The organism is Caballeronia sp. INML1 (genome assembly GCF_023631085.1).
In the GTDB taxonomy this organism is placed as follows: Bacteria; Pseudomonadota; Gammaproteobacteria; order Burkholderiales; family Burkholderiaceae; genus Caballeronia; species Caballeronia turbans.
On record NZ_JALQDT010000038.1, the window covers coordinates 82914 to 101982 of the forward strand.

General features: G+C 60.4%; 13 protein-coding genes and 1 tRNA gene. All 14 read right to left on the reverse strand.

Annotation, left to right across the window (positions count from 1 at the left end; all coding sequences use genetic code 11):
* Nucleotides 1-11: 11 nt before the first annotated feature.
* Complete coding sequence (fusA, locus tag NCR38_RS12460; RefSeq protein ID WP_061120226.1) at nt 12-2114, reverse strand: elongation factor G; 2103 nt, start codon at nt 2112-2114, stop codon at nt 12-14.
* Nucleotides 2115-2232: 118 nt separating this feature from the next.
* On the reverse strand, nt 2233-2703 hold the full coding sequence (gene rpsG / locus NCR38_RS12465; RefSeq protein ID WP_006053291.1) for a 30S ribosomal protein S7: 471 nt from the start codon (nt 2701-2703) through the stop codon (nt 2233-2235).
* A gap of 188 nt (nt 2704-2891) precedes the next feature.
* A complete protein-coding gene (gene rpsL, locus NCR38_RS12470) occupies nt 2892-3272 on the reverse strand; it encodes a 30S ribosomal protein S12 (RefSeq protein ID WP_006998493.1) in 381 nt (126 codons plus the stop codon).
* A gap of 217 nt (nt 3273-3489) precedes the next feature.
* Entirely contained in the window at nt 3490-5337 is a 1848-nt protein-coding gene (gene recQ, locus NCR38_RS12475) for a DNA helicase RecQ (protein WP_061120227.1), read from the reverse strand.
* A 158-nt stretch (nt 5338-5495) separates the two neighbouring features.
* Nucleotides 5496-9737 (reverse strand): DNA-directed RNA polymerase subunit beta', encoded by a 4242-nt coding sequence (rpoC, locus tag NCR38_RS12480; RefSeq protein ID WP_250477166.1) that lies wholly within the window; start codon nt 9735-9737, stop codon nt 5496-5498.
* Between the two features lie 21 nt (nt 9738-9758).
* Entirely contained in the window at nt 9759-13865 is a 4107-nt protein-coding gene (gene rpoB, locus NCR38_RS12485; RefSeq protein ID WP_061120229.1) for a DNA-directed RNA polymerase subunit beta, read from the reverse strand.
* A 367-nt stretch (nt 13866-14232) separates the two neighbouring features.
* The gene (rplL, locus tag NCR38_RS12490; protein WP_014192486.1) at nt 14233-14607 is read right to left on the reverse strand and encodes a 50S ribosomal protein L7/L12; all 375 of its coding nucleotides are present in this window, start codon (nt 14605-14607) and stop codon (nt 14233-14235) included.
* An 83-nt stretch (nt 14608-14690) separates the two neighbouring features.
* Nucleotides 14691-15188 (reverse strand): 50S ribosomal protein L10, encoded by a 498-nt coding sequence (rplJ, locus tag NCR38_RS12495; protein WP_061120230.1) that lies wholly within the window; start codon nt 15186-15188, stop codon nt 14691-14693.
* Nucleotides 15189-15490: 302 nt separating this feature from the next.
* Nucleotides 15491-16189 carry a 50S ribosomal protein L1 gene (rplA, locus tag NCR38_RS12500; RefSeq protein ID WP_061120231.1) on the reverse strand — a complete coding sequence of 233 codons (699 nt, stop codon included), beginning with the start codon at nt 16187-16189 and terminating at the stop codon, nt 15491-15493.
* Nucleotides 16190-16621: a 50S ribosomal protein L11 gene (rplK, locus tag NCR38_RS12505; RefSeq protein ID WP_008343796.1), complete on the reverse strand. Its 432-nt coding sequence runs from the start codon at nt 16619-16621 to the stop codon at nt 16190-16192. It lies immediately after the preceding gene.
* A 146-nt stretch (nt 16622-16767) separates the two neighbouring features.
* Nucleotides 16768-17325: a transcription termination/antitermination protein NusG gene (gene nusG, locus NCR38_RS12510; protein ID WP_061120232.1), complete on the reverse strand. Its 558-nt coding sequence runs from the start codon at nt 17323-17325 to the stop codon at nt 16768-16770.
* Nucleotide 17326: 1 nt separating this feature from the next.
* Complete coding sequence (gene secE, locus NCR38_RS12515) at nt 17327-17707, reverse strand: preprotein translocase subunit SecE (RefSeq protein WP_008343790.1); 381 nt, start codon at nt 17705-17707, stop codon at nt 17327-17329.
* 34 nt (nt 17708-17741) lie between these two features.
* Nucleotides 17742-17817, reverse strand: a tRNA-Trp gene (locus NCR38_RS12520).
* A gap of 67 nt (nt 17818-17884) precedes the next feature.
* Nucleotides 17885-19069: elongation factor Tu (tuf, locus tag NCR38_RS12525; RefSeq protein ID WP_250477167.1), on the reverse strand; the 1185-nt coding region annotated here is incomplete at its 5' end.

Consider the following 19069-nt stretch of genomic DNA (forward strand, 5'->3'; position numbering starts at 1 on the left):
CTTGCGCCGAATTACTTGCTTTTCGCGTTGATGATCGCGTCGGCGACGTTACGCGGAGCTTCGGCGTAGTGCTTGAACTCCATCGTGTACGTGGCGCGGCCTTGTGTCAGCGAACGCAGCGACGTCGAGTAGCCGAACATTTCCGACAGCGGCACTTCAGCGCGGACGATCTTGCCGCCGCCGACCATGTCTTCCATGCCCTGCACGATACCGCGACGGCCCGACAGGTCGCCCATCACGTTACCCATGTAGTCTTCCGGCGTTTCGACTTCCACAGCCATCATCGGTTCGAGGATGACCGGGCTCGCCTTGCGCATTGCTTCCTTGAAGGCCATCGAGCCGGCCATGCGGAACGCGTTTTCGTTCGAGTCCACGTCGTGATACGAACCGAACGTCAGGTGAACCTTCACGTCGACCACCGGGAAGCCCGCCAGCACGCCCGACTTCAGCGTTTCCTGGATACCCTTGTCCACGGCCGGGATGTATTCGCGCGGAATCACGCCGCCCTTGATCTCGTCCAGGAACTCGTAGCCCTTGCCCTGCTCGTTCGGCTCGAGCGTGATGACCGCGTGACCGTACTGGCCGCGACCACCCGACTGCTTGACGAACTTGCCGTCAACATCTGCAGCCGTCGTGCGAATGGTTTCGCGATACGCAACCTGCGGCTTGCCGACCGTTGCTTCCACGTTGAACTCGCGCTTCATGCGGTCGACGAGAATTTCGAGGTGGAGCTCGCCCATGCCCGAGATGATCGTCTGGCCCGATTCCTCGTCCGTTTGAACGCGGAAAGACGGGTCTTCCTGCGCGAGACGGTTCAGCGCCAGGCCCATCTTCTCCTGGTCAGCCTTGGTCTTCGGCTCCACAGCCTGCGAAATCACCGGCTCCGGGAAAATCATGCGTTCGAGCACGATCGGGTGCTGCGGATCGCACAGCGTGTCGCCGGTGGTCGCTTCCTTCAGGCCGACGGCCGCCGCAATGTCGCCCGCGCGCACTTCCTTGATTTCTTCGCGCTGGTTCGCGTGCATCTGCAGAATACGGCCCAGACGTTCCTTCTTGTCCTTGGTCGCGTTCAGCACGGTGTCACCGGAATTCACGACGCCAGAGTACACGCGGAAGAAGATCAGCTGACCGACAAACGGGTCCGTCATGATCTTGAACGCCAGCGCGGAGAACTTCTCGTCGTCGGCAGCACGGCGCTCGGCCTTCTCGCCGCTTTCGAGTTCGCCCGTAACCGGCGGAATGTCGACCGGCGACGGCAGGAAGTCGATCACAGCGTCGAGCATGCGCTGCACGCCCTTGTTCTTGAACGCGGTGCCGCAGAGCATCGGCTGGATTTCGCACGCGATCGTCCGGTCGCGGATCGCCTTGACGATTTCCGCTTCGGTCAGCTCTTCGCCGCCGAGATACTTTTCCATCAGCTCTTCGCTGGCTTCGGCAGCCGACTCGATCATCTTCTCGCGCCACTCGTTGCACGTATCGACGAGTTCAGCGGGAATCTCGACGTAGTCGAACTTCGTGCCCTGGGACGCTTCGTCCCAAATGATCGCCTTCATCTTCAGGAGATCAACCACGCCCTTGAAGTTTTCTTCCGAGCCGATCGGCACCACGACGGGAACCGGGTTCGCCTTCAGGCGGTTCTTCAACTGGTCGTAGACCTTGAAGAAGTTCGCGCCGGTACGGTCCATCTTGTTGACGAACGCGAGACGGGGAACCTTGTACTTATTAGCCTGACGCCACACGGTTTCCGACTGCGGCTGCACGCCGCCCACTGCACAGTAGACCATGCACGCGCCGTCGAGAACGCGCATCGAGCGCTCCACTTCGATCGTGAAGTCGACGTGCCCCGGGGTGTCGATGATGTTGATGCGGTGCTCGGGATAGTTGCCGCCCATGCCCTTCCAGAAGGCCGTAGTAGCAGCCGACGTGATGGTGATGCCGCGCTCCTGCTCCTGCTCCATCCAGTCCATCGTTGCTGCGCCGTCGTGAACTTCACCGATCTTGTGATTCACGCCCGTGTAGAACAGGATGCGCTCGGTCGTCGTCGTTTTGCCGGCGTCGATGTGAGCGCTGATACCGATATTGCGGTAGCGCTCGATAGGTGTCTTGCGAGCCACTTTCGATCCTTTTTCGGTCGACGCGCCTGCGAATGCGAGCGCGCCCTAACACAAACGGGCGAGGCGCCTGGAGTAGCGCACCCGCCCTGATTTTTCCGTTTGCTCTACGAGCGGGAGCTTAGAAACGGAAGTGCGAGAATGCCTTGTTGGCCTCTGCCATGCGGTGAACTTCATCGCGCTTCTTCATCGCGCCGCCACGGCCTTCAGCCGCTTCGGAGAGTTCACCTGCCAGGCGCAGGGCCATCGACTTTTCGCTGCGCTTCTTCGCGGCTTCACGCAACCAACGCATCGCCAATGCCATACGACGCGAGGGACGCACTTCGACCGGAACCTGATAGTTGGCACCACCAACGCGACGGCTCTTCACTTCGACCACCGGCTTCACGTTGTTGAGCGCAACCGTGAACACTTCCAGCGGGTCCTTGCCACCCTTGGTCTGGATCTGTTCAAAAGCGCCGTACACGATACGCTCGGCAACCGACTTCTTGCCGGAGAGCATCAGCACGTTCATGAACTTGGCTACATCTACGTTACCGAACTTCGGATCCGGCAACACTTCCCGCTTGGGGACTTCGCGACGACGCGGCATGATTCTTCCTTTACTTTTTCAGTTGGAGCTGATTCTCAACTCCGCGGCCACCAACAAACCCGATCCATCTATTCGACTAAACCAGCTTGGCCGGGTGACCACTTACTCGACAGCACCGGCGCTTCCGGCACCACCGCCTTAACCGCCTTGCGGCGACCTGATTCCTGATTCTTACTTCCGACCGCGACTTACTTGCCGGCCTTCGCGCGCTTCGCACCGTACTTCGAGCGAGCTTGCTTACGATCCTTGACGCCCTGGGTATCCAGCGAGCCGCGAACCATGTGGTAACGCACACCCGGCAAGTCCTTCACACGGCCGCCGCGGATCAGCACAACCGAGTGCTCTTGCAGGTTGTGGCCTTCACCGCCGATGTACGAAATGACTTCGAAGCCGTTCGTCAGACGAACCTTGGCGACTTTACGGAGTGCCGAGTTCGGCTTCTTCGGCGTCGTGGTGTACACGCGAGTGCACACGCCACGACGCTGAGGGCAGTCCTGCAGGGCCGGCGACTTGCTTTTCGTCGTTTCCGACGCGCGGCCTTTGCGAACCAGTTGATTGATGGTTGGCATTGTTTAATCCTAAAAATGAACAAAATCCGCGAAACTCTTTCGGGCAAAGCGAAAAGAGCTACGCGTTTGACTATCTCGCCGATGAATTCCGCCATTCACACCCGGCGCTGAGCCAGGCCCAAAGTCGGACCGCGAACGAGAACCAAGCATGATATTCCGAAAATCGCAATCGGGTCAATAGGTTGCGATGATTTCGAGGCTTTTCGCAAGCCAGACATCAGTCGGAGCCGACAACGGCGAGCAATTCGTCGCCGAAGCGCTCCAACTTGCGCACGCCGATCCCGGGAATGTGGCGCAGATCGTCGATCGTGTCGGGATCGCTGCGGACGATCTCGGCGAGCGTGGCATCGTGGAAGATGACGTAGGCCGGCACGCCGTCGCTCTTCGCGGTCTCTGCGCGCCAGGCGCGCAGGCGCTCCCAACGCGCCCTTTCGCGTGCCGACATGCCGGCGGTCGGATCCGCGCGTTCACCAGTACGGCTGGAGGACTGGCGCGCCCGAGTCGGCTTCACATACTTGCGCAGCGTGACTTGCTCTTCGCCCTTCAGCACGGGCTTGCTGGCGTCGGTCAGCACGAGCGCGCCGAAACCGTCGTGATCGACAGCGAGATAGCCGAACGCGACGAGTTGCCGGAACACGGCGCGCCATTCGGGTTCGGAGAGCGCGGCGCCGACGCCGAAGGTCGATATCTTCTCGTGTCCGCGCTGCAGGACTTTCTCACTGCGGGTACCACGAAGGATGTCGATGAGATGGCCCGCGCCGAAATGGAACCCGCTCGCTTTCTGCGCACGATACACGCACGACAGCGCCATTTGCGCTTCGCGGGTGGCATCGAATGACGCGGGCGGCTCGAGACATGTATCGCAGTTGCCGCACGGCTTGCTCGTCTCGCCAAAATACGCGAGGAGGCGCACGCGACGACAGGACGCCGCCTCACACAGACCCAGCAAGGCATCGAGCTTGCCGCTCTGCACGCGCTTGTGTGCGTCGTCAGCCTCGGATTCGTCGATCATCTTGCGCTGTTGCACGACGTCGCCCAGCCCGTACGCCATCCATGCATTCGCCGGCAGACCGTCGCGGCCGGCGCGGCCCGTCTCCTGGTAATAGCCTTCGACGCTCTTGGGCAAATCCAGATGCGCGACGAAGCGGACATCCGGTTTATCGATGCCCATGCCGAACGCGATCGTCGCGCACATGACGATGCCTTCCTCGCGCTGAAACATCTCCTGATGCTTCTGGCGCGTCTCGAACTCCATGCCCGCGTGGTAAGGCAGCGCGCGGATGCCCTGGCCTTTCAGCCAGTCCGCGGTTTCTTCGACTTTCCGCCGCGACAGGCAATACACGACGCCCGCATCGGTCGTGCCGTCCTTGTTCGTATGCTCGGCGCGGATGAAATCGAGCAGTTGCGAACGCGCGTTGTCCTTCTCGACGATCCGATAGCGAATGTTCGGCCGATCGAAGCTGGAAACGAATATGCGCGCATCGTCCAGCGCGAGCCGATGGACGATCTCATCGCGCGTGATCGCATCGGCAGTCGCGGTGAGCGCGATCCGCGGCACATCCGGAAACCGCTCGTGCAGCACGGAAAGCTGGATGTACTCAGGACGGAAATCGTGCCCCCATTGCGACACGCAATGCGCTTCGTCGATGGCGAAAAGTCCGACGCGCGCGCGCTCGAGCAGTTCGAGAAAGCGCGGCGTCATCAGGCGTTCGGGTGCGACGTAAAGGAGATCGATGTCGCCTTCGCGCAGCGCCCGCTCGGTGGCCGCGGCCTCCGCGCCCGACAAAGTCGAATTCAGATATGCGGCGCGCACGCCGACTTCCGTCAGAGCCGCGACCTGGTCCTGCATCAGCGCGATCAATGGCGACACCACGATACCCGCGCCGAGCCCGGCCTCGCTGCGCACGAGCGAGGGAATCTGGTAGCACAGCGACTTGCCGCCGCCCGTCGGCATCAGCACGAGCGAATCGCCGCCGTTCGCGACATGCTCGACGATCTCCGCCTGTTGTCCGCGAAATGCGGGATAGCCGAAGATTTCGTTGAGTATTTCGAGCGACCGAGCCATGGAAGAGGGATGTGCACTGCAACGTGAGAGATAACGAATTCTACCAACGCATCCGCGCGCGCCGAGGCGCAGGAATATGTTGTTAGCCGAATGGCAGAGGCAAAAAAAAACCGCTCAGCCGAAGCTGAGCGGTTCGTGGCTACTACAGCGAAAGACGCTTACTCGTTGGTATGCGGCTGCTGCTCCGCTGCCGGGGTTTCCGGCGTACCAAAGTCGAATGCCTCTTCGGCCGCGATCTGGTCGAAACGCTCGCGATCCGACGACTCCTTCGCCTTGCGTGCCTTGTGGAACGCGAGACCCGTACCAGCCGGAATCAGACGGCCGACGATCACGTTTTCCTTCAGGCCACGCAGATCATCGCGCTTGCCCATGATCGCCGCTTCGGTCAGCACGCGGGTCGTTTCCTGGAACGATGCCGCCGAGATGAACGAGTCGGTCGACAGCGATGCCTTCGTGATACCGAGCAGCACGTTGTCGTACGTCGCCGGACGCTTGTCTTCCGCGATCATCTTGTCGTTCTCGTCCAGCATGTCCGAACGTTCGACCTGCTCGCCCGGAATGAAGCGCGTATCGCCGTTGTCGACGATCTGCACACGACGCAGCATCTGACGCACGATCACTTCGATGTGCTTGTCGTTGATCTTCACGCCCTGCAGACGGTACACGTCCTGCACTTCGTCCACGATGTAGCGCGACAACGCCTCGATACCCTGCAGACGCAGGATGTCGTGCGGATCGGCAGGACCGTCGACGATCATTTCGCCCTTGTTGACGACCTGACCATCGTGCACCAGCACCTGCTTTTCCTTCGCGATCAGGAACTCGTGCTGATTGCCCTCGAGATCCGTGATGACGAGACGCTGCTTGCCCTTCGTGTCCTTACCGAACGACGTCGTGCCCGTGACTTCCGCGAGAATACCCGCGTCCTTCGGCGAGCGCGCTTCGAACAGTTCGGCCACGCGCGGCAGACCACCGGTAATGTCACGCGTCTTCTGCGCTTCAACCGGGATACGCGCCAGCACTTCACCGACCTGCACTTGCTGACCATCCTTCACGGTGATCAGTGCGCCGACCTGGAAGCCGATCTGCACCGAATGCTCGGTGTTCGGGATCTTCACTTCCTCGCCGTTCGCGTCGAGCAGTTTCACCTGCGGGCGCACGCTCTTCGACGCTTGCGAGCCGCGACGCTTCACGTCGATCACGACCAGGGTCGAAAGACCAGTCACGTCGTCGATCTGCTTCGCAACGGTCACGCCTTCCTCGACGTTTTCGAACTTCACCGTACCGCCCCACTCGGTGATGATCGGACGCGTCAGCGGATCCCATTGAGCCAGTTGCGCACCGGCCTTGATCTGCGCGCCGTCGAGTTGCAGCAGCGTCGCGCCGTACGGAACCTTGTGACGCTCACGCTCGCGACCGAAGTCGTCCGCGATGATCGCCTCGCCCGAACGCGAGATGACGACCTGCTCGCCCTTCGCGTTGGTGACGTAACGCATCGTCGCCGTGAAGCGCACCGTACCGTTCGACTTCGCTTCGACCGTCGAAGCAACCGCCGCACGCGATGCCGCACCACCGATGTGGAACGTACGCATCGTCAGCTGCGTGCCCGGCTCACCGATCGACTGCGCAGCGATCACGCCCACTGCCTCACCGACGTTCACGCGCGAACCGCGGCCGAGGTCACGGCCGTAGCACGCGGCGCACAGGCCATAGCGCGTTTCGCAGGTCAGCGGCGTGCGCACGCGCACTTCGTCGATGCCGAGGCGTTCGATTTCCTCGACCGCGTCTTCGTCGAGCAGATCGCCCGACGCGTACAGCGTTTCCTGCGTTTCCGGATTGACGACGTCCGCCACCGCGACACGACCGAGAATACGGTCACGCAGCGCTTCGACGACTTCACCGCCTTCGACCAACGCCTTCATCGCCACGCCGTTCGAGGTGCCGCAATCGTCTTCGACGACGACCAAGTCCTGCGTCACATCGACGAGACGACGCGTCAGGTAGCCCGAGTTCGCAGTCTTCAGTGCCGTATCCGCCAGACCCTTACGAGCGCCGTGCGTCGAGATGAAGTACTGCAACACGTTCAGACCTTCGCGGAAGTTCGCGGTGATCGGCGTCTCGATAATCGAGCCGTCCGGCTTCGCCATCAGGCCGCGCATACCCGCGAGCTGACGAATCTGCACCGCGGAACCACGAGCGCCCGAGTCGGCCATCATGTAGATGGAGTTGAACGACTCCTGCTTCGTTTCGTTGCCGTCACGGTCGGTGACGGGTTCCGTCGCGAGCTGCTCCATCATCGCCTTGCCGACGCTTTCCGACGTCGCCGACCAGATGTCGACCACGTTGTTATAGCGTTCCTGCGCGGTGACGAGACCCGACATGTACTGACGGTCGTACTCCTTCACCTTCTTCGCAGCGTCGCCGACGATCGTCTCTTTCTGCGGCGGCACGAGCATGTCGTCCACGCAGATCGAGATACCGGCGCGCGTTGCGAGGCGGAAGCCCATCTGCATCAGCTGGTCGGCGAAGATCACCGTCTCGCGCAGACCGCACTTGCGGAACGCCGTGTTGATCAGGCGCGAGATTTCCTTCTTCTTCAGCGGCTTGTTCAGCACCGAGAACGGCAGACCCGGCGGCAGAATCTCCGACAGGATCGAACGGCCGACCGTGGTCGCGTACAGCGAGATCTTCGGCACGAACGCCGGCACGCCTTCGCTCGTGTCCTCGTTCGCCACCATTTCGGTGATACGCACGTTGACGCGCGAAGCCAGCTCGACTTCCTTGTTTTCGTACGCGCGGATCACCTCCGACACGCCCGTGAACGTCATGCCTTCGCCCTTGCCGTTGATCGCTTCACGCGACGCGTAGTAAAGGCCCAGCACGATATCCTGCGACGGCACGATCGACGGATCGCCGTTCGCCGGGAACAGGACGTTGTTCGACGCCAGCATCAGGGTGCGCGCTTCCATCTGCGCTTCGAGCGACAGCGGCACGTGAACGGCCATCTGGTCACCGTCGAAGTCGGCGTTGAACGCCGCGCAGACGAGCGGGTGCAGCTGAATCGCCTTGCCTTCGATCAGCACGGGCTCGAACGCCTGAATACCGAGACGGTGAAGCGTAGGCGCACGGTTCAGCATCACCGGATGCTCGCGGATCACCTCTTCGAGGATGTCCCACACCACCGGCGTCTGGTTCTCGACTTCCTTCTTCGCGGCCTTGATGGTCGTCGCGACGCCCATCACTTCCAGCTTGTTGAAGATGAAAGGCTTGAACAGTTCGAGCGCCATCAGCTTCGGCAGACCGCACTGATGCAGCTTGAGCGTCGGACCCACCACGATCACCGAACGGCCGGAGTAGTCGACGCGCTTACCGAGCAGGTTCTGACGGAAACGACCGCCCTTACCCTTGATCATGTCGGCGAGCGACTTCAGCGGACGCTTGTTCGCGCCGGTCATCGCCTTGCCGCGACGGCCGTTGTCGAGCAGCGAATCGACGGCTTCCTGCAGCATCCGCTTTTCGTTGCGGACGATGATTTCAGGCGCCTTCAGTTCGAGCAGACGCTTCAACCGGTTGTTACGGTTGATCACGCGGCGATACAGGTCGTTCAGATCCGACGTCGCGAAACGGCCGCCATCCAGCGGCACCAGCGGACGCAGTTCCGGCGGCAGCACCGGCAGCACTTCGAGCACCATCCAGTCAGGCTTGATGCCCGAGCGTTGGAAAGCCTCGAGCACCTTCAGGCGCTTCGCGTACTTCTTGATCTTCGCTTCCGAACCCGTGTTCTTGAGTTCGGTGCGCAGCATTTCGACCTGTTCGTCGATGTTGATCGCGCGCAGCAGCTCGCGAACGCCTTCCGCACCCATTTCGGCACGGAATTCGTCACCGTACTCTTCGACCTTGTTGTAGTAATCCTCTTCCGTCATGATCTGCCGCGCTTTCAGCGGCGTCATGCCCGGATCGATCACCACATAGGCTTCGAAGTACAGCACGCGCTCGATGTCGCGCAGCGTCATGTCGAGCACCATGCCCAGACGCGACGGCAACGACTTCAGGAACCAGATGTGCGCAACCGGCGAGGCCAGTTCGATGTGGCCCATCCGCTCACGACGCACCTTCGCCAGCGTCACTTCGACGCCGCACTTCTCGCAGATCACGCCGCGGTGCTTCAGGCGCTTGTACTTGCCGCAAAGGCATTCGTAGTCCTTGATCGGACCAAAAATCTTCGCGCAGAACAGACCATCCCGCTCCGGCTTGAACGTGCGGTAGTTGATGGTCTCAGGCTTCTTCACTTCGCCGAACGACCAAGAACGAATCTTGTCGGGCGACGCGAGGCCGATCTTGATCGCATCAAAAACTTCTTCTTGTTGGACTTGCTTGAATAGATCGAGCAGAGCTTTCATTGCTTTCTCTCCGTAGTCCGATTAATTGCGGTCCAGATCGATATCAATACCGAGCGAGCGGATTTCCTTCACCAGCACATTGAAGGATTCCGGCATGCCCGCGTCGATCACGTGATCGCCCTTGACGAGGTTCTCATAAACCTTCGTCCGGCCCGTCACGTCGTCCGACTTGACCGTCAGCATTTCCTGTAGCACGTACGACGCGCCATACGCCTCGAGCGCCCACACTTCCATCTCACCGAAGCGCTGACCACCGAACTGTGCCTTACCACCCAGCGGCTGCTGCGTGACGAGCGAGTACGGACCGGTCGAACGTGCGTGCATCTTGTCATCGACCAGGTGGTGCAGCTTCAGGTAGTGCATGTAGCCGACCGTGACCGTGCGCTCGAATGCCTCGCCGGTGCGGCCGTCGTACAGCGTGACCTGGTTCTTCGACGGCGTCATGCCGAGGTTCGTTGCGATCTCGTCCGGGTAGGCCAGATCCAGCGCGCGCGACATTTCGTCTTCCGTCGCACCGTCGAACACCGGCGTCGCGAACGGCACGCCCTCGCGCAGGTTCTTCGCCAGTTCGACGATCTCGTCGTCGGAGAAGCTTTCCAGCTCTTCCTTGCGGCCCGACTCGTTGTAGATCTGCGTTAGGAACTGACGCAGTTCTTCGACCTTCGCCTGACGCTGCATCATTTCGCCGATACGCCAGCCGAGACCCTTCGCGGCCCAGCCCAGATGCACTTCGAGAATCTGACCCACGTTCATCCGCGACGGCACGCCGAGCGGATTCAGCACGACGTCGGCCGGACGGCCATCGGCCATGTACGGCATGTCTTCGATCGGCACGATCTTCGACACGACACCCTTGTTACCGTGACGACCCGCCATCTTGTCGCCAGGCTGCAGGCGACGCTTAACGGCGAGATACACCTTGACCATCTTCAGCACGCCCGGCGGCAGTTCGTCGCCTTGCGTGAGCTTCTTGCGCTTCTCTTCGAACGCGAGGTCGAACTGGTGACGCTTTTGCTCGATCGAGTCCTTGATCGCTTCCAGTTGTGCCGCTGCTTCTTCGTCCGCGAGACGGATGTCGAACCAGTGGTAGTGGTCGAGATCTTCGAGGTAAGCGAGGTCGATCTTCGTGCCCTTCGCGAGCTTCTTCGGACCGCCGTTCGCGACCTTGCCGTTCAGCATGCGCGCGAGACGCTGGAACGCGTCGCCTTCCACGATACGAAGCTGGTCGTTCAGGTCGAGGCGATAGCGCTTCAGTTCATCGTCGATGATCTGTTGCGCGCGCTTGTCCCGCGTGATGCCTTCGCGCGTGAACACCTGCACGTCGATGACCGTGCCGCTCATGCCCGACGGCACGCGCAGCGACGTGTCCTTCACGTCCGATGCCTTCTCACCGAAGATCGCGCGCAGCAGCTTTTCTTCCGGCGTCAGCTGGGTTTCGCCCTTCGGCGTGACCTTGCCGACCAGCACGTCGCCCGCTTCGACTTCCGCGCCGATATACACGATGCCCGACTCGTCGAGACGGCCAAGCTGCACTTCCGCGAGGTTCGAAATGTCGCGCGTGATTTCTTCCGGTCCGAGCTTCGTGTCGCGAGCAACGACGTTCAGTTCTTCGATGTGGATCGACGTGTAGCGATCGTCCGCAACGACCTTTTCCGAGATCAGGATCGAGTCTTCGAAGTTGTAGCCGTTCCACGGCATGAACGCGACCAGCATGTTCTGGCCGAGCGCGAGCTCGCCCAGATCCGTCGAGGCGCCGTCGGCCAGCACGTCGCCGCGCGAGACCTTGTCGCCCACCTTTGCGATCGGACGCTGGTTGATGTTCGTGTTCTGGTTCGAACGCGTGTACTTGATCAGGTTGTAGATGTCCACGCCGACGTCGCCGGCAACGGCTTCATCGTCGTTCACGCGAATCACGATACGGCCCGCGTCGACGTAATCCACCACGCCACCGCGCAGCGCCTGCACGGTCGTACCCGAGTCGACCGCCACCGTGCGTTCGATGCCCGTACCGACGACCGGCTTTTCCGGACGCAGACACGGCACGGCCTGACGCTGCATGTTCGAGCCCATCAACGCGCGGTTCGCGTCGTCGTGCTCGAGGAACGGAATCAGCGATGCAGCCACCGACACGATCTGCGACGGCGCCACGTCCATGTACTGGATGCGATCCGGCGTGACCATCAGCGTTTCGCCCGCTTCACGCGACGACACGAGTTCGTCGGTCAGCGTTCCGTCGTCGGCCACTGCCGCGTTCGCCTGAGCGATCACGTAACGGCCTTCTTCGATTGCCGACAGATAGTCGATCTGGTCGGTCACCTTGCTGTCCACGACCTTGCGGTACGGCGTTTCGAGGAAGCCGTATTCGTTCAGGTGCGCATACAGCGCGAGCGAGTTGATCAGACCGATGTTCGGACCTTCCGGCGTTTCGATCGGGCACACCCGGCCGTAGTGCGTCGGGTGCACGTCGCGGACTTCGAAGCCCGCGCGCTCGCGCGTCAGACCGCCCGGGCCCAGTGCGGATACACGACGCTTGTGCGTGATTTCCGACAGCGGGTTAGTTTGGTCCATGAACTGCGAGAGCTGCGACGAACCGAAAAACTCGCGGATCGCCGAGGAAATCGGCTTCGAGTTGATCAGATCGTGGGGCATCAGGTTTTCGCTCTCGGCCTGGCCGAGGCGTTCCTTCACGGCGCGCTCCACGCGCACGAGACCTGCACGGAACTGGTTCTCCGCGAGCTCGCCGACGCAACGCACACGACGATTGCCCAAGTGGTCGATGTCGTCCACTTCGCCCTTGCCGTTACGCAACTCGACGAGGATCTTGATCGTCGCGAGGATGTCGTCGTCCTGCAGCGTCATCGGGCCAACGATTTCGTCACGGCCGACACGGCGGTTGAACTTCATACGGCCGACCTTCGACAGATCGTACGCATCTTCGCTGTAGAACAGACGGTTGAACAGCGCCTCGACCGCTTCTTCGGTCGGCGGCTCGCCCGGGCGCATCATACGATAGATCGCGATGCGGGCGGCCATCTTGTCGGCGGTTTCGTCGATACGCAGCGTCGACGAGATATACGGCCCCTGGTCCAGGTCGTTCGTGTAGAGCGTCTGGATGTCCTTGACCTTCGCCTCGCGCAGCTTCTCGAGAACCGTTTCGGTGATTTCCTCGTTGGCGTTCGCGATCACTTCGCCCGTTTCCGGATCGATCACGTTCTTCGCCAGCACGCGGCCGAGCAGGTACTCTTCCGGCACCGAGATGAACTTCGTCTTGGCGTTTTCGAGGTCGCGAATATGCTTCGCGTTGATCCGCTTGTCCTTCGTGACAATGACGTTGCCGTCGCGGTCCTGGATGTCGAAACGCGCGACTTCACCGCGCAGGCGCTCGGGAACAAATTCCATTTGCGCGCCTTCGCTCATCAGGCCGAAGTTGTCGAACACGAAGAAGTTCGCGAGGATCTGCTCCGGCGTCATGCCGATCGCTTTCAGCAGAATCGTCACCGGCATCTTGCGACGACGGTCGACGCGGAAGTAAAGCACGTCCTTCGGGTCGAATTCGAAGTCGAGCCACGAACCGCGGTAAGGAATGATGCGCGCCGAGAACAACAGCTTGCCGGAGCTGTGCGTCTTGCCCTTGTCGTGCTCGAAAAACACGCCAGGCGAACGGTGGAGCTGCGACACGATCACGCGCTCCGTTCCGTTGATGACGAACGAACCCGTCGGCGTCATGAGCGGAATTTCGCCCATGTACACTTCCTGTTCCTTCACTTCCTTGACGACCGGCTTGCTCGGCGACTCCTTGTCGAGCAGAACCAGACGCACTTTCGCGCGCAGAGCCGAGCAGTACGTCAGGCCGCGCTGCTGGCATTCCTTGATGTTGAATGCGGGCGATGACAGCATGTAGCTGACGAACTCGAGCCGCGCGAAACCGTTGTGCGAGACAATCGGGAAAACAGAGGTGAACGCAGCCTGCAAGCCTTCCGACTTGCGCTGCGAGGACGACGTGTCTGCTTGCAGAAACGTCTGGAATGATTCAAGCTGGGTCGCCAGCAAAAAGGGAACTTGGTGAACGATGGGGCGCTTCGCGAAACTCTTGCGAATACGCTTCTTCTCGGTGAAGGAATATTGCATACGATCTCCGAATCACGGCGGGCGTTACCGAGGCGGGATACCTCGATGTCACAGCCCGGTGTTCACCGACTGAGACCCGCGCACGTGCCCGGGAGGACGCGCGAGCCTAGAAGCTTGGTGGTTGGCCGCTACCAACCGCTGGCTGACGGCAGCGGATGCCTGTGTTTCCCGCTACCCGACCAAACTTGCCTTCTGCAGTCGCTTCAGAAGACAAAGAGAACAATCGGAAAAATCTGCCGCTCCGAACGTTTTCTTTGGCTTCTGTGGAGACTTTCATGCTTGCCGACAAGCACAAAAACTGCGTCCCCACAAAGCACAAAAAGGCCGGCGGTGGAAAACCGCCAGCCTTCGCATAGCGCAATGAAACTTACTTGATTTCAGCCTTCGCGCCTGCGTCTTCCAGCTTCTTCTTGGCTTCTTCAGCAGCAGCCTTGGGCACCGCTTCCTTGATGGGCTTCGGTGCGCCGTCGACCAGATCCTTCGCTTCCTTCAGGCCGAGACCCGTCAGTTCACGAACTGCCTTGATCACGGAAACCTTGTTCGCGCCTGCTTCGAGCAGGTTGACCGTGAACTCGGTTTGCTCTTCGACTGCAGCAGCTGCGCCGCCACCTGCCGGGCCAGCAACTGCGACAGCAGCAGCCGACACGCCAAACTTCTCTTCGAACGCCTTGACCAGTTCGTTCAGTTCGAGAACCGACATCGAGCCAACGGCTTCCAGGATGTCTTCTTTTGCGATTGCCATTTGAAATACTCCTAAATTGAATTCGGATCGAGCTAGCGATCTAGCTAATACCTAACTGAGCAACTGGTGCCCAAGCGTGTGCGTTACGCAGCTTCGCCTTGCTTCTTCTCAGCGAGCGCGGCCAGGGCGCGCGCAAAGCCGGAAACAGGCGCTTGCATGACGAACAGCAGCTTGGAGAGCAGTTCTTCGCGGCTCGGAATGTTGGCCAGCGCTTGCACGCCTGCCTTGTCCATTACCTTGCCTTCGTAGGAACCAGCCTTGATGATCAACTTGTCATTGCCCTTACCGAAGTCGTTGACGACCTTGGCAGCGGCAATGGCATCTTCCGAGATGCCGTAGATCAGAGGACCGGTCATCTGCTCAGCCAGCGGAGCGAACGGCGTACCTTCCACGGCGCGACGCGCCAGCGTGTTTTTCAACACGCGCAGATACACCTGTTGCTCACGCGCTTTCGCGCGCAGCTTGGTCAGATCGCCAACCGTGATCCCACGATACTCAGCGAGCACCATCGTCTGAGCCTTCGCGACTTGCGCGGCGACTTCAGCGACGACTGCCTGCTTATCTTCTTTGTTCAGTGGCACGGTTAAACCTCCAGATTCGATGCACTCGGGCCACAACCCTCATGCACCACGTTCGACAACGGCGTCCGATTGTTAGGAGTATTTCGATCGATTGGTGATCATTCAGGATGATCGACAACCGACTTCAACCACTGCAAAACTGTTTCGGGTTCGCCATCTGCGTTGGCTTGAATTAAGGCAATGCCTGCCTGCTGCACCACCACCAACGGTCTTTGACAACCGGTTGCTCGACTCGATATTGCAGTCTCGCAACCGCCCAAAGCCCTTTTTGAAGCGCGATCAGCCGATCGCGCCCGAAATTGTTACTGTTGTGCCAGCGTTGCTTGATCCACGCGAACGCCAACGCCCATCGTGCTCGACACGGCGATCTTGCGCAGGTACACGCCTTTGCTCGTCGCCGGCTTTGCCTTTTGCAGCGCTTCGATCAGCGCCGACAGGTTCTGACGCAGCGATGCCGGCTCGAACGATGCGCGACCGATCGTGCCATGGATGATACCGGCCTTGTCGACGCGGAACTGCACCTGACCGGCCTTTGCGTTCTTGACCGCTTGAGCGACATCCGGCGTAACCGTGCCAACCTTCGGGTTCGGCATCAGGCCACGCGGACCGAGGATCTGACCCAGCGTGCCGACGACACGCATCGTGTCCGGCGAAGCGATCACGACGTCGAAGTTCAGATTGCCAGCCTTGACTTGCTCGGCGAGGTCTTCCATGCCGACCACGTCCGCGCCAGCTGCGCGAGCCTGTTCGGCCTTGTCGCCTTGAGCGAACACCGCCACGCGAACCGACTTGCCGGTACCAGCCGGAAGAACGACGGAGCCACGAACGACCTGGTCCGACTTCTTCGCGTCGATGCCGAGCTGAACGGCGACGTCGATCGATTCATCGAACTTCGCGCTCGCGCACTCTTTCACGAGAGCCAGTGCGTCGTCGATTGCGTACAGTTTCTGACGATCTACCTTGGTCGCGAATGCCTGAAGGCGCTTAGAAAGCTTAGCCATTTACACGCCCTCCACAGTGATGCCCATCGAACGCGCGCTGCCGGCGATCGTGCGCACGGCTGCATCCAGATCAGCTGCCGTAAGATCCGGCATCTTGGTCTTCGCGATTTCTTCCGCTTGAGCGCGGGTAATGTTGCCCACCTTGTCGGTGTGCGGCTTGCTCGAACCCTTTTGCACGGCGGCTGCCTTCTTGATCAGAACGGTTGCCGGCGGCGTCTTCATGATGAAGGTGAAGCTCTTGTCCGCGAATGCCGTGATGACGACCGGCACCGGCAGACCCGGCTCCATACCTTGAGTCTGCGCGTTGAACGCCTTGCAGAACTCCATGATGTTCAGGCCGCGCTGGCCCAGTGCCGGACCGACCGGCGGCGACGGGTTGGCTTTACCTGCAGGAATCTGCAGTTTAATAAAGCCGATAATTTTCTTTGCCATGTTGAAACCTCTGCTGAACGCGTGAGCGTTCGGTGAGTGATAGCGCGTGTTCGACGGTGCCGCCTACTGACGCTCCTCAACGGCCATACCGCGGACCGTAAGCGCGAATCGCGCGATGACCCGAAAGCCACGCGCGATGTATTCGATTAAAGCTTTTCGACCTGGCCAAACTCGAGTTCGACCGGTGTCGATCGCCCGAAAATCGTGACGGAAACACGGACTCGGGACTTTTCGTAGTTCACTTCTTCGACGTTGCCATTGAAGTCGGTGAATGGACCTTCCTTCACGCGGACCATCTCGCCTACCTCGAACAGCGTCTTCGGCCGCGGCTTCTCGACGCCTTCCTGCATCTGCGACATGATCTTTTCGACTTCACGTGGCGAGATAGGACTTGGGCGGTTGCGCGCACCGCCGACAAAACCAGTGACCTTGGCCGTGTTCTTTACCAGGTGCCACGTTTCGTCCGTCATTTCCATTTCAACCAGGACGTAGCCCGGGAAAAAACGACGCTCGGTGACCGACTTATGACCACCTTTTACCTCTACGACTTCTTCGGTCGGCACAAGAATCTGACCGAACTGATCTTGCATGCCTGCACGCTCAATGCGCTCTTGAAGCGCGCGTTGCACGCTCTTCTCCATGCCGGAGTAGGCGTGCACCACATACCAACGCTTTCCACTCGGGGATGCCGGAGTATCGCTCATATCATTTCCAACCCAGAATCGCCGAGAAAATCACCCACTCAATCGACTTATCACTAAGCCAAAGGAAAATGGCCATGATCAGAACAAACGCGAAGACCACTAGAGTTGTCTGGGTAGCCTCCTTGCGAGTCGGCCAGACAACCTTGCGGACTTCCTTGTACGAGTCTTTGGCGAACGCAATGAACCCTTTGCCCGGCGCAGAGAGAAGACCGACTGCGACACCCGCGATGACACCAACAGCAAGCGCTGCGCCGCGGACGTACCATTCTTGGCCTGAGAGCCAGAAGAACCCGACGAACCCGGCCAAGACCAACAATACGCCCGCCACCAACATCAACTTGTCGCCGGAAGTATTTACAGTTTCGACGGAAGGATTCGCCATAACACCTTAAGCAGCGCCACTTGGCGCAAGAATTTGGCAGGGGCAGAGGGAATCGAACCCCCAACCTTCGGTTTTGGAGACCGACGCTCTGCCAGTTGAGCTATACCCCTAAACCATTTGGGGCCGGCGGACTTCGCCGACCCCGAAACCGCTAATTACCGAGAAGATCTCTGGCTCTTACTCGATAATCTTTGCAACGACACCGGCGCCGACGGTACGGCCACCTTCGCGGATGGCGAAGCGCAGACCTTCTTCCATGGCGATCGGGGCGATCAGCTTGACCGTGATCGACACGTTGTCGCCCGGCATCACCATTTCCTTGTCCTTCGGCAGCTCGATCGAGCCCGTCACGTCCGTCGTACGGAAGTAGAACTGCGGACGGTAGTTGTTGAAGAACGGCGTGTGACGGCCGCCTTCGTCCTTGCTCAGCACGTACACTTCAGCCGTGAAGTGCGTGTGCGGCGTGATCGAACCCGGCTTGGCCAGAACCTGGCCGCGCTCCACGTCTTCACGCTTCGTGCCGCGCAGCAGGATACCGACGTTGTCGCCCGCCTGACCTTGGTCGAGCAGCTTGCGGAACATTTCCACGCCCGTGCAGGTCGTCTTCACCGTCGGCTTGATACCGACGATTTCGATTTCCTCGCCGACCTTGACCACACCGCGCTCGACGCGGCCCGTCACCACCGTGCCGCGACCCGAGATCGAGAACACGTCTTCCACCGGCATCAGGAACGAACCGTCAACTGCGCGCTCCGGCGTCGGGATGTACGAATCCAGCGCGTCGGCCAGGTTCATGATCGCCACTTCGCCCAGCTCGCCCTTGTCGCCTTCCAGCGCCAGCTTGGCCGAACCCTTGATGATCGGGGTGTCGTCGCCCGGGAAGTCGTACTTCGACAGAAGCTCACGCACTTCCATTTCGACGAGTTCGAGCAGCTCGGCGTCGTCCACCATGTCGCACTTGTTCAGGAACACGATGATGTACGGCACGCCAACCTGACGGGCCAGCAGGATGTGCTCACGCGTTTGCGGCATCGGGCCGTCAGCGGCCGAGCACACCAGGATGGCGCCGTCCATCTGCGCCGCGCCCGTGATCATGTTCTTCACATAGTCAGCGTGGCCCGGGCAGTCGACGTGTGCGTAGTGGCGGTTAGCCGTTTCGTACTCGACGTGCGCGGTGTTGATCGTGATACCACGCGCCTTTTCTTCCGGCGCCGCGTCGATCTGGTCGTACGCCTTCGCCTCGCCGCCGAACTTCTGCGTGAGAACCGTCGTGATCGCTGCCGTCAGCGTGGTCTTGCCGTGGTCAACGTGACCGATCGTACCCACGTTCACGTGCGGCTTGGTCCGCTCGAATTTACCTTT

Bases quoted from the DNA above. Each gene is read 5' to 3' on its own strand.
- rplA (WP_061120231.1), bottom strand. From the start codon at position 16,189: ATGGCTAAGCTTTCTAAGCGCCTTCAGGCATTCGCGACCAAGGTAGAT.
- rpoB (WP_061120229.1), bottom strand. From the start codon at position 13,865: ATGCAATATTCCTTCACCGAGAAGAAGCGTATTCGCAAGAGTTTCGCG.
- rpoC (WP_250477166.1), bottom strand. From the start codon at position 9,737: ATGAAAGCTCTGCTCGATCTATTCAAGCAAGTCCAACAAGAAGAAGTT.
- recQ (WP_061120227.1), bottom strand. From the start codon at position 5,337: ATGGCTCGGTCGCTCGAAATACTCAACGAAATCTTCGGCTATCCCGCA.
- rplL (WP_014192486.1), bottom strand. From the start codon at position 14,607: ATGGCAATCGCAAAAGAAGACATCCTGGAAGCCGTTGGCTCGATGTCG.
- secE (WP_008343790.1), bottom strand. From the start codon at position 17,707: ATGGCGAATCCTTCCGTCGAAACTGTAAATACTTCCGGCGACAAGTTG.
- rplK (WP_008343796.1), bottom strand. From the start codon at position 16,621: ATGGCAAAGAAAATTATCGGCTTTATTAAACTGCAGATTCCTGCAGGT.
- rpsG (WP_006053291.1), bottom strand. From the start codon at position 2,703: ATGCCGCGTCGTCGCGAAGTCCCCAAGCGGGAAGTGTTGCCGGATCCG.
- rpsL (WP_006998493.1), bottom strand. From the start codon at position 3,272: ATGCCAACCATCAATCAACTGGTTCGCAAAGGCCGCGCGTCGGAAACG.
- nusG (WP_061120232.1), bottom strand. From the start codon at position 17,325: ATGAGCGATACTCCGGCATCCCCGAGTGGAAAGCGTTGGTATGTGGTG.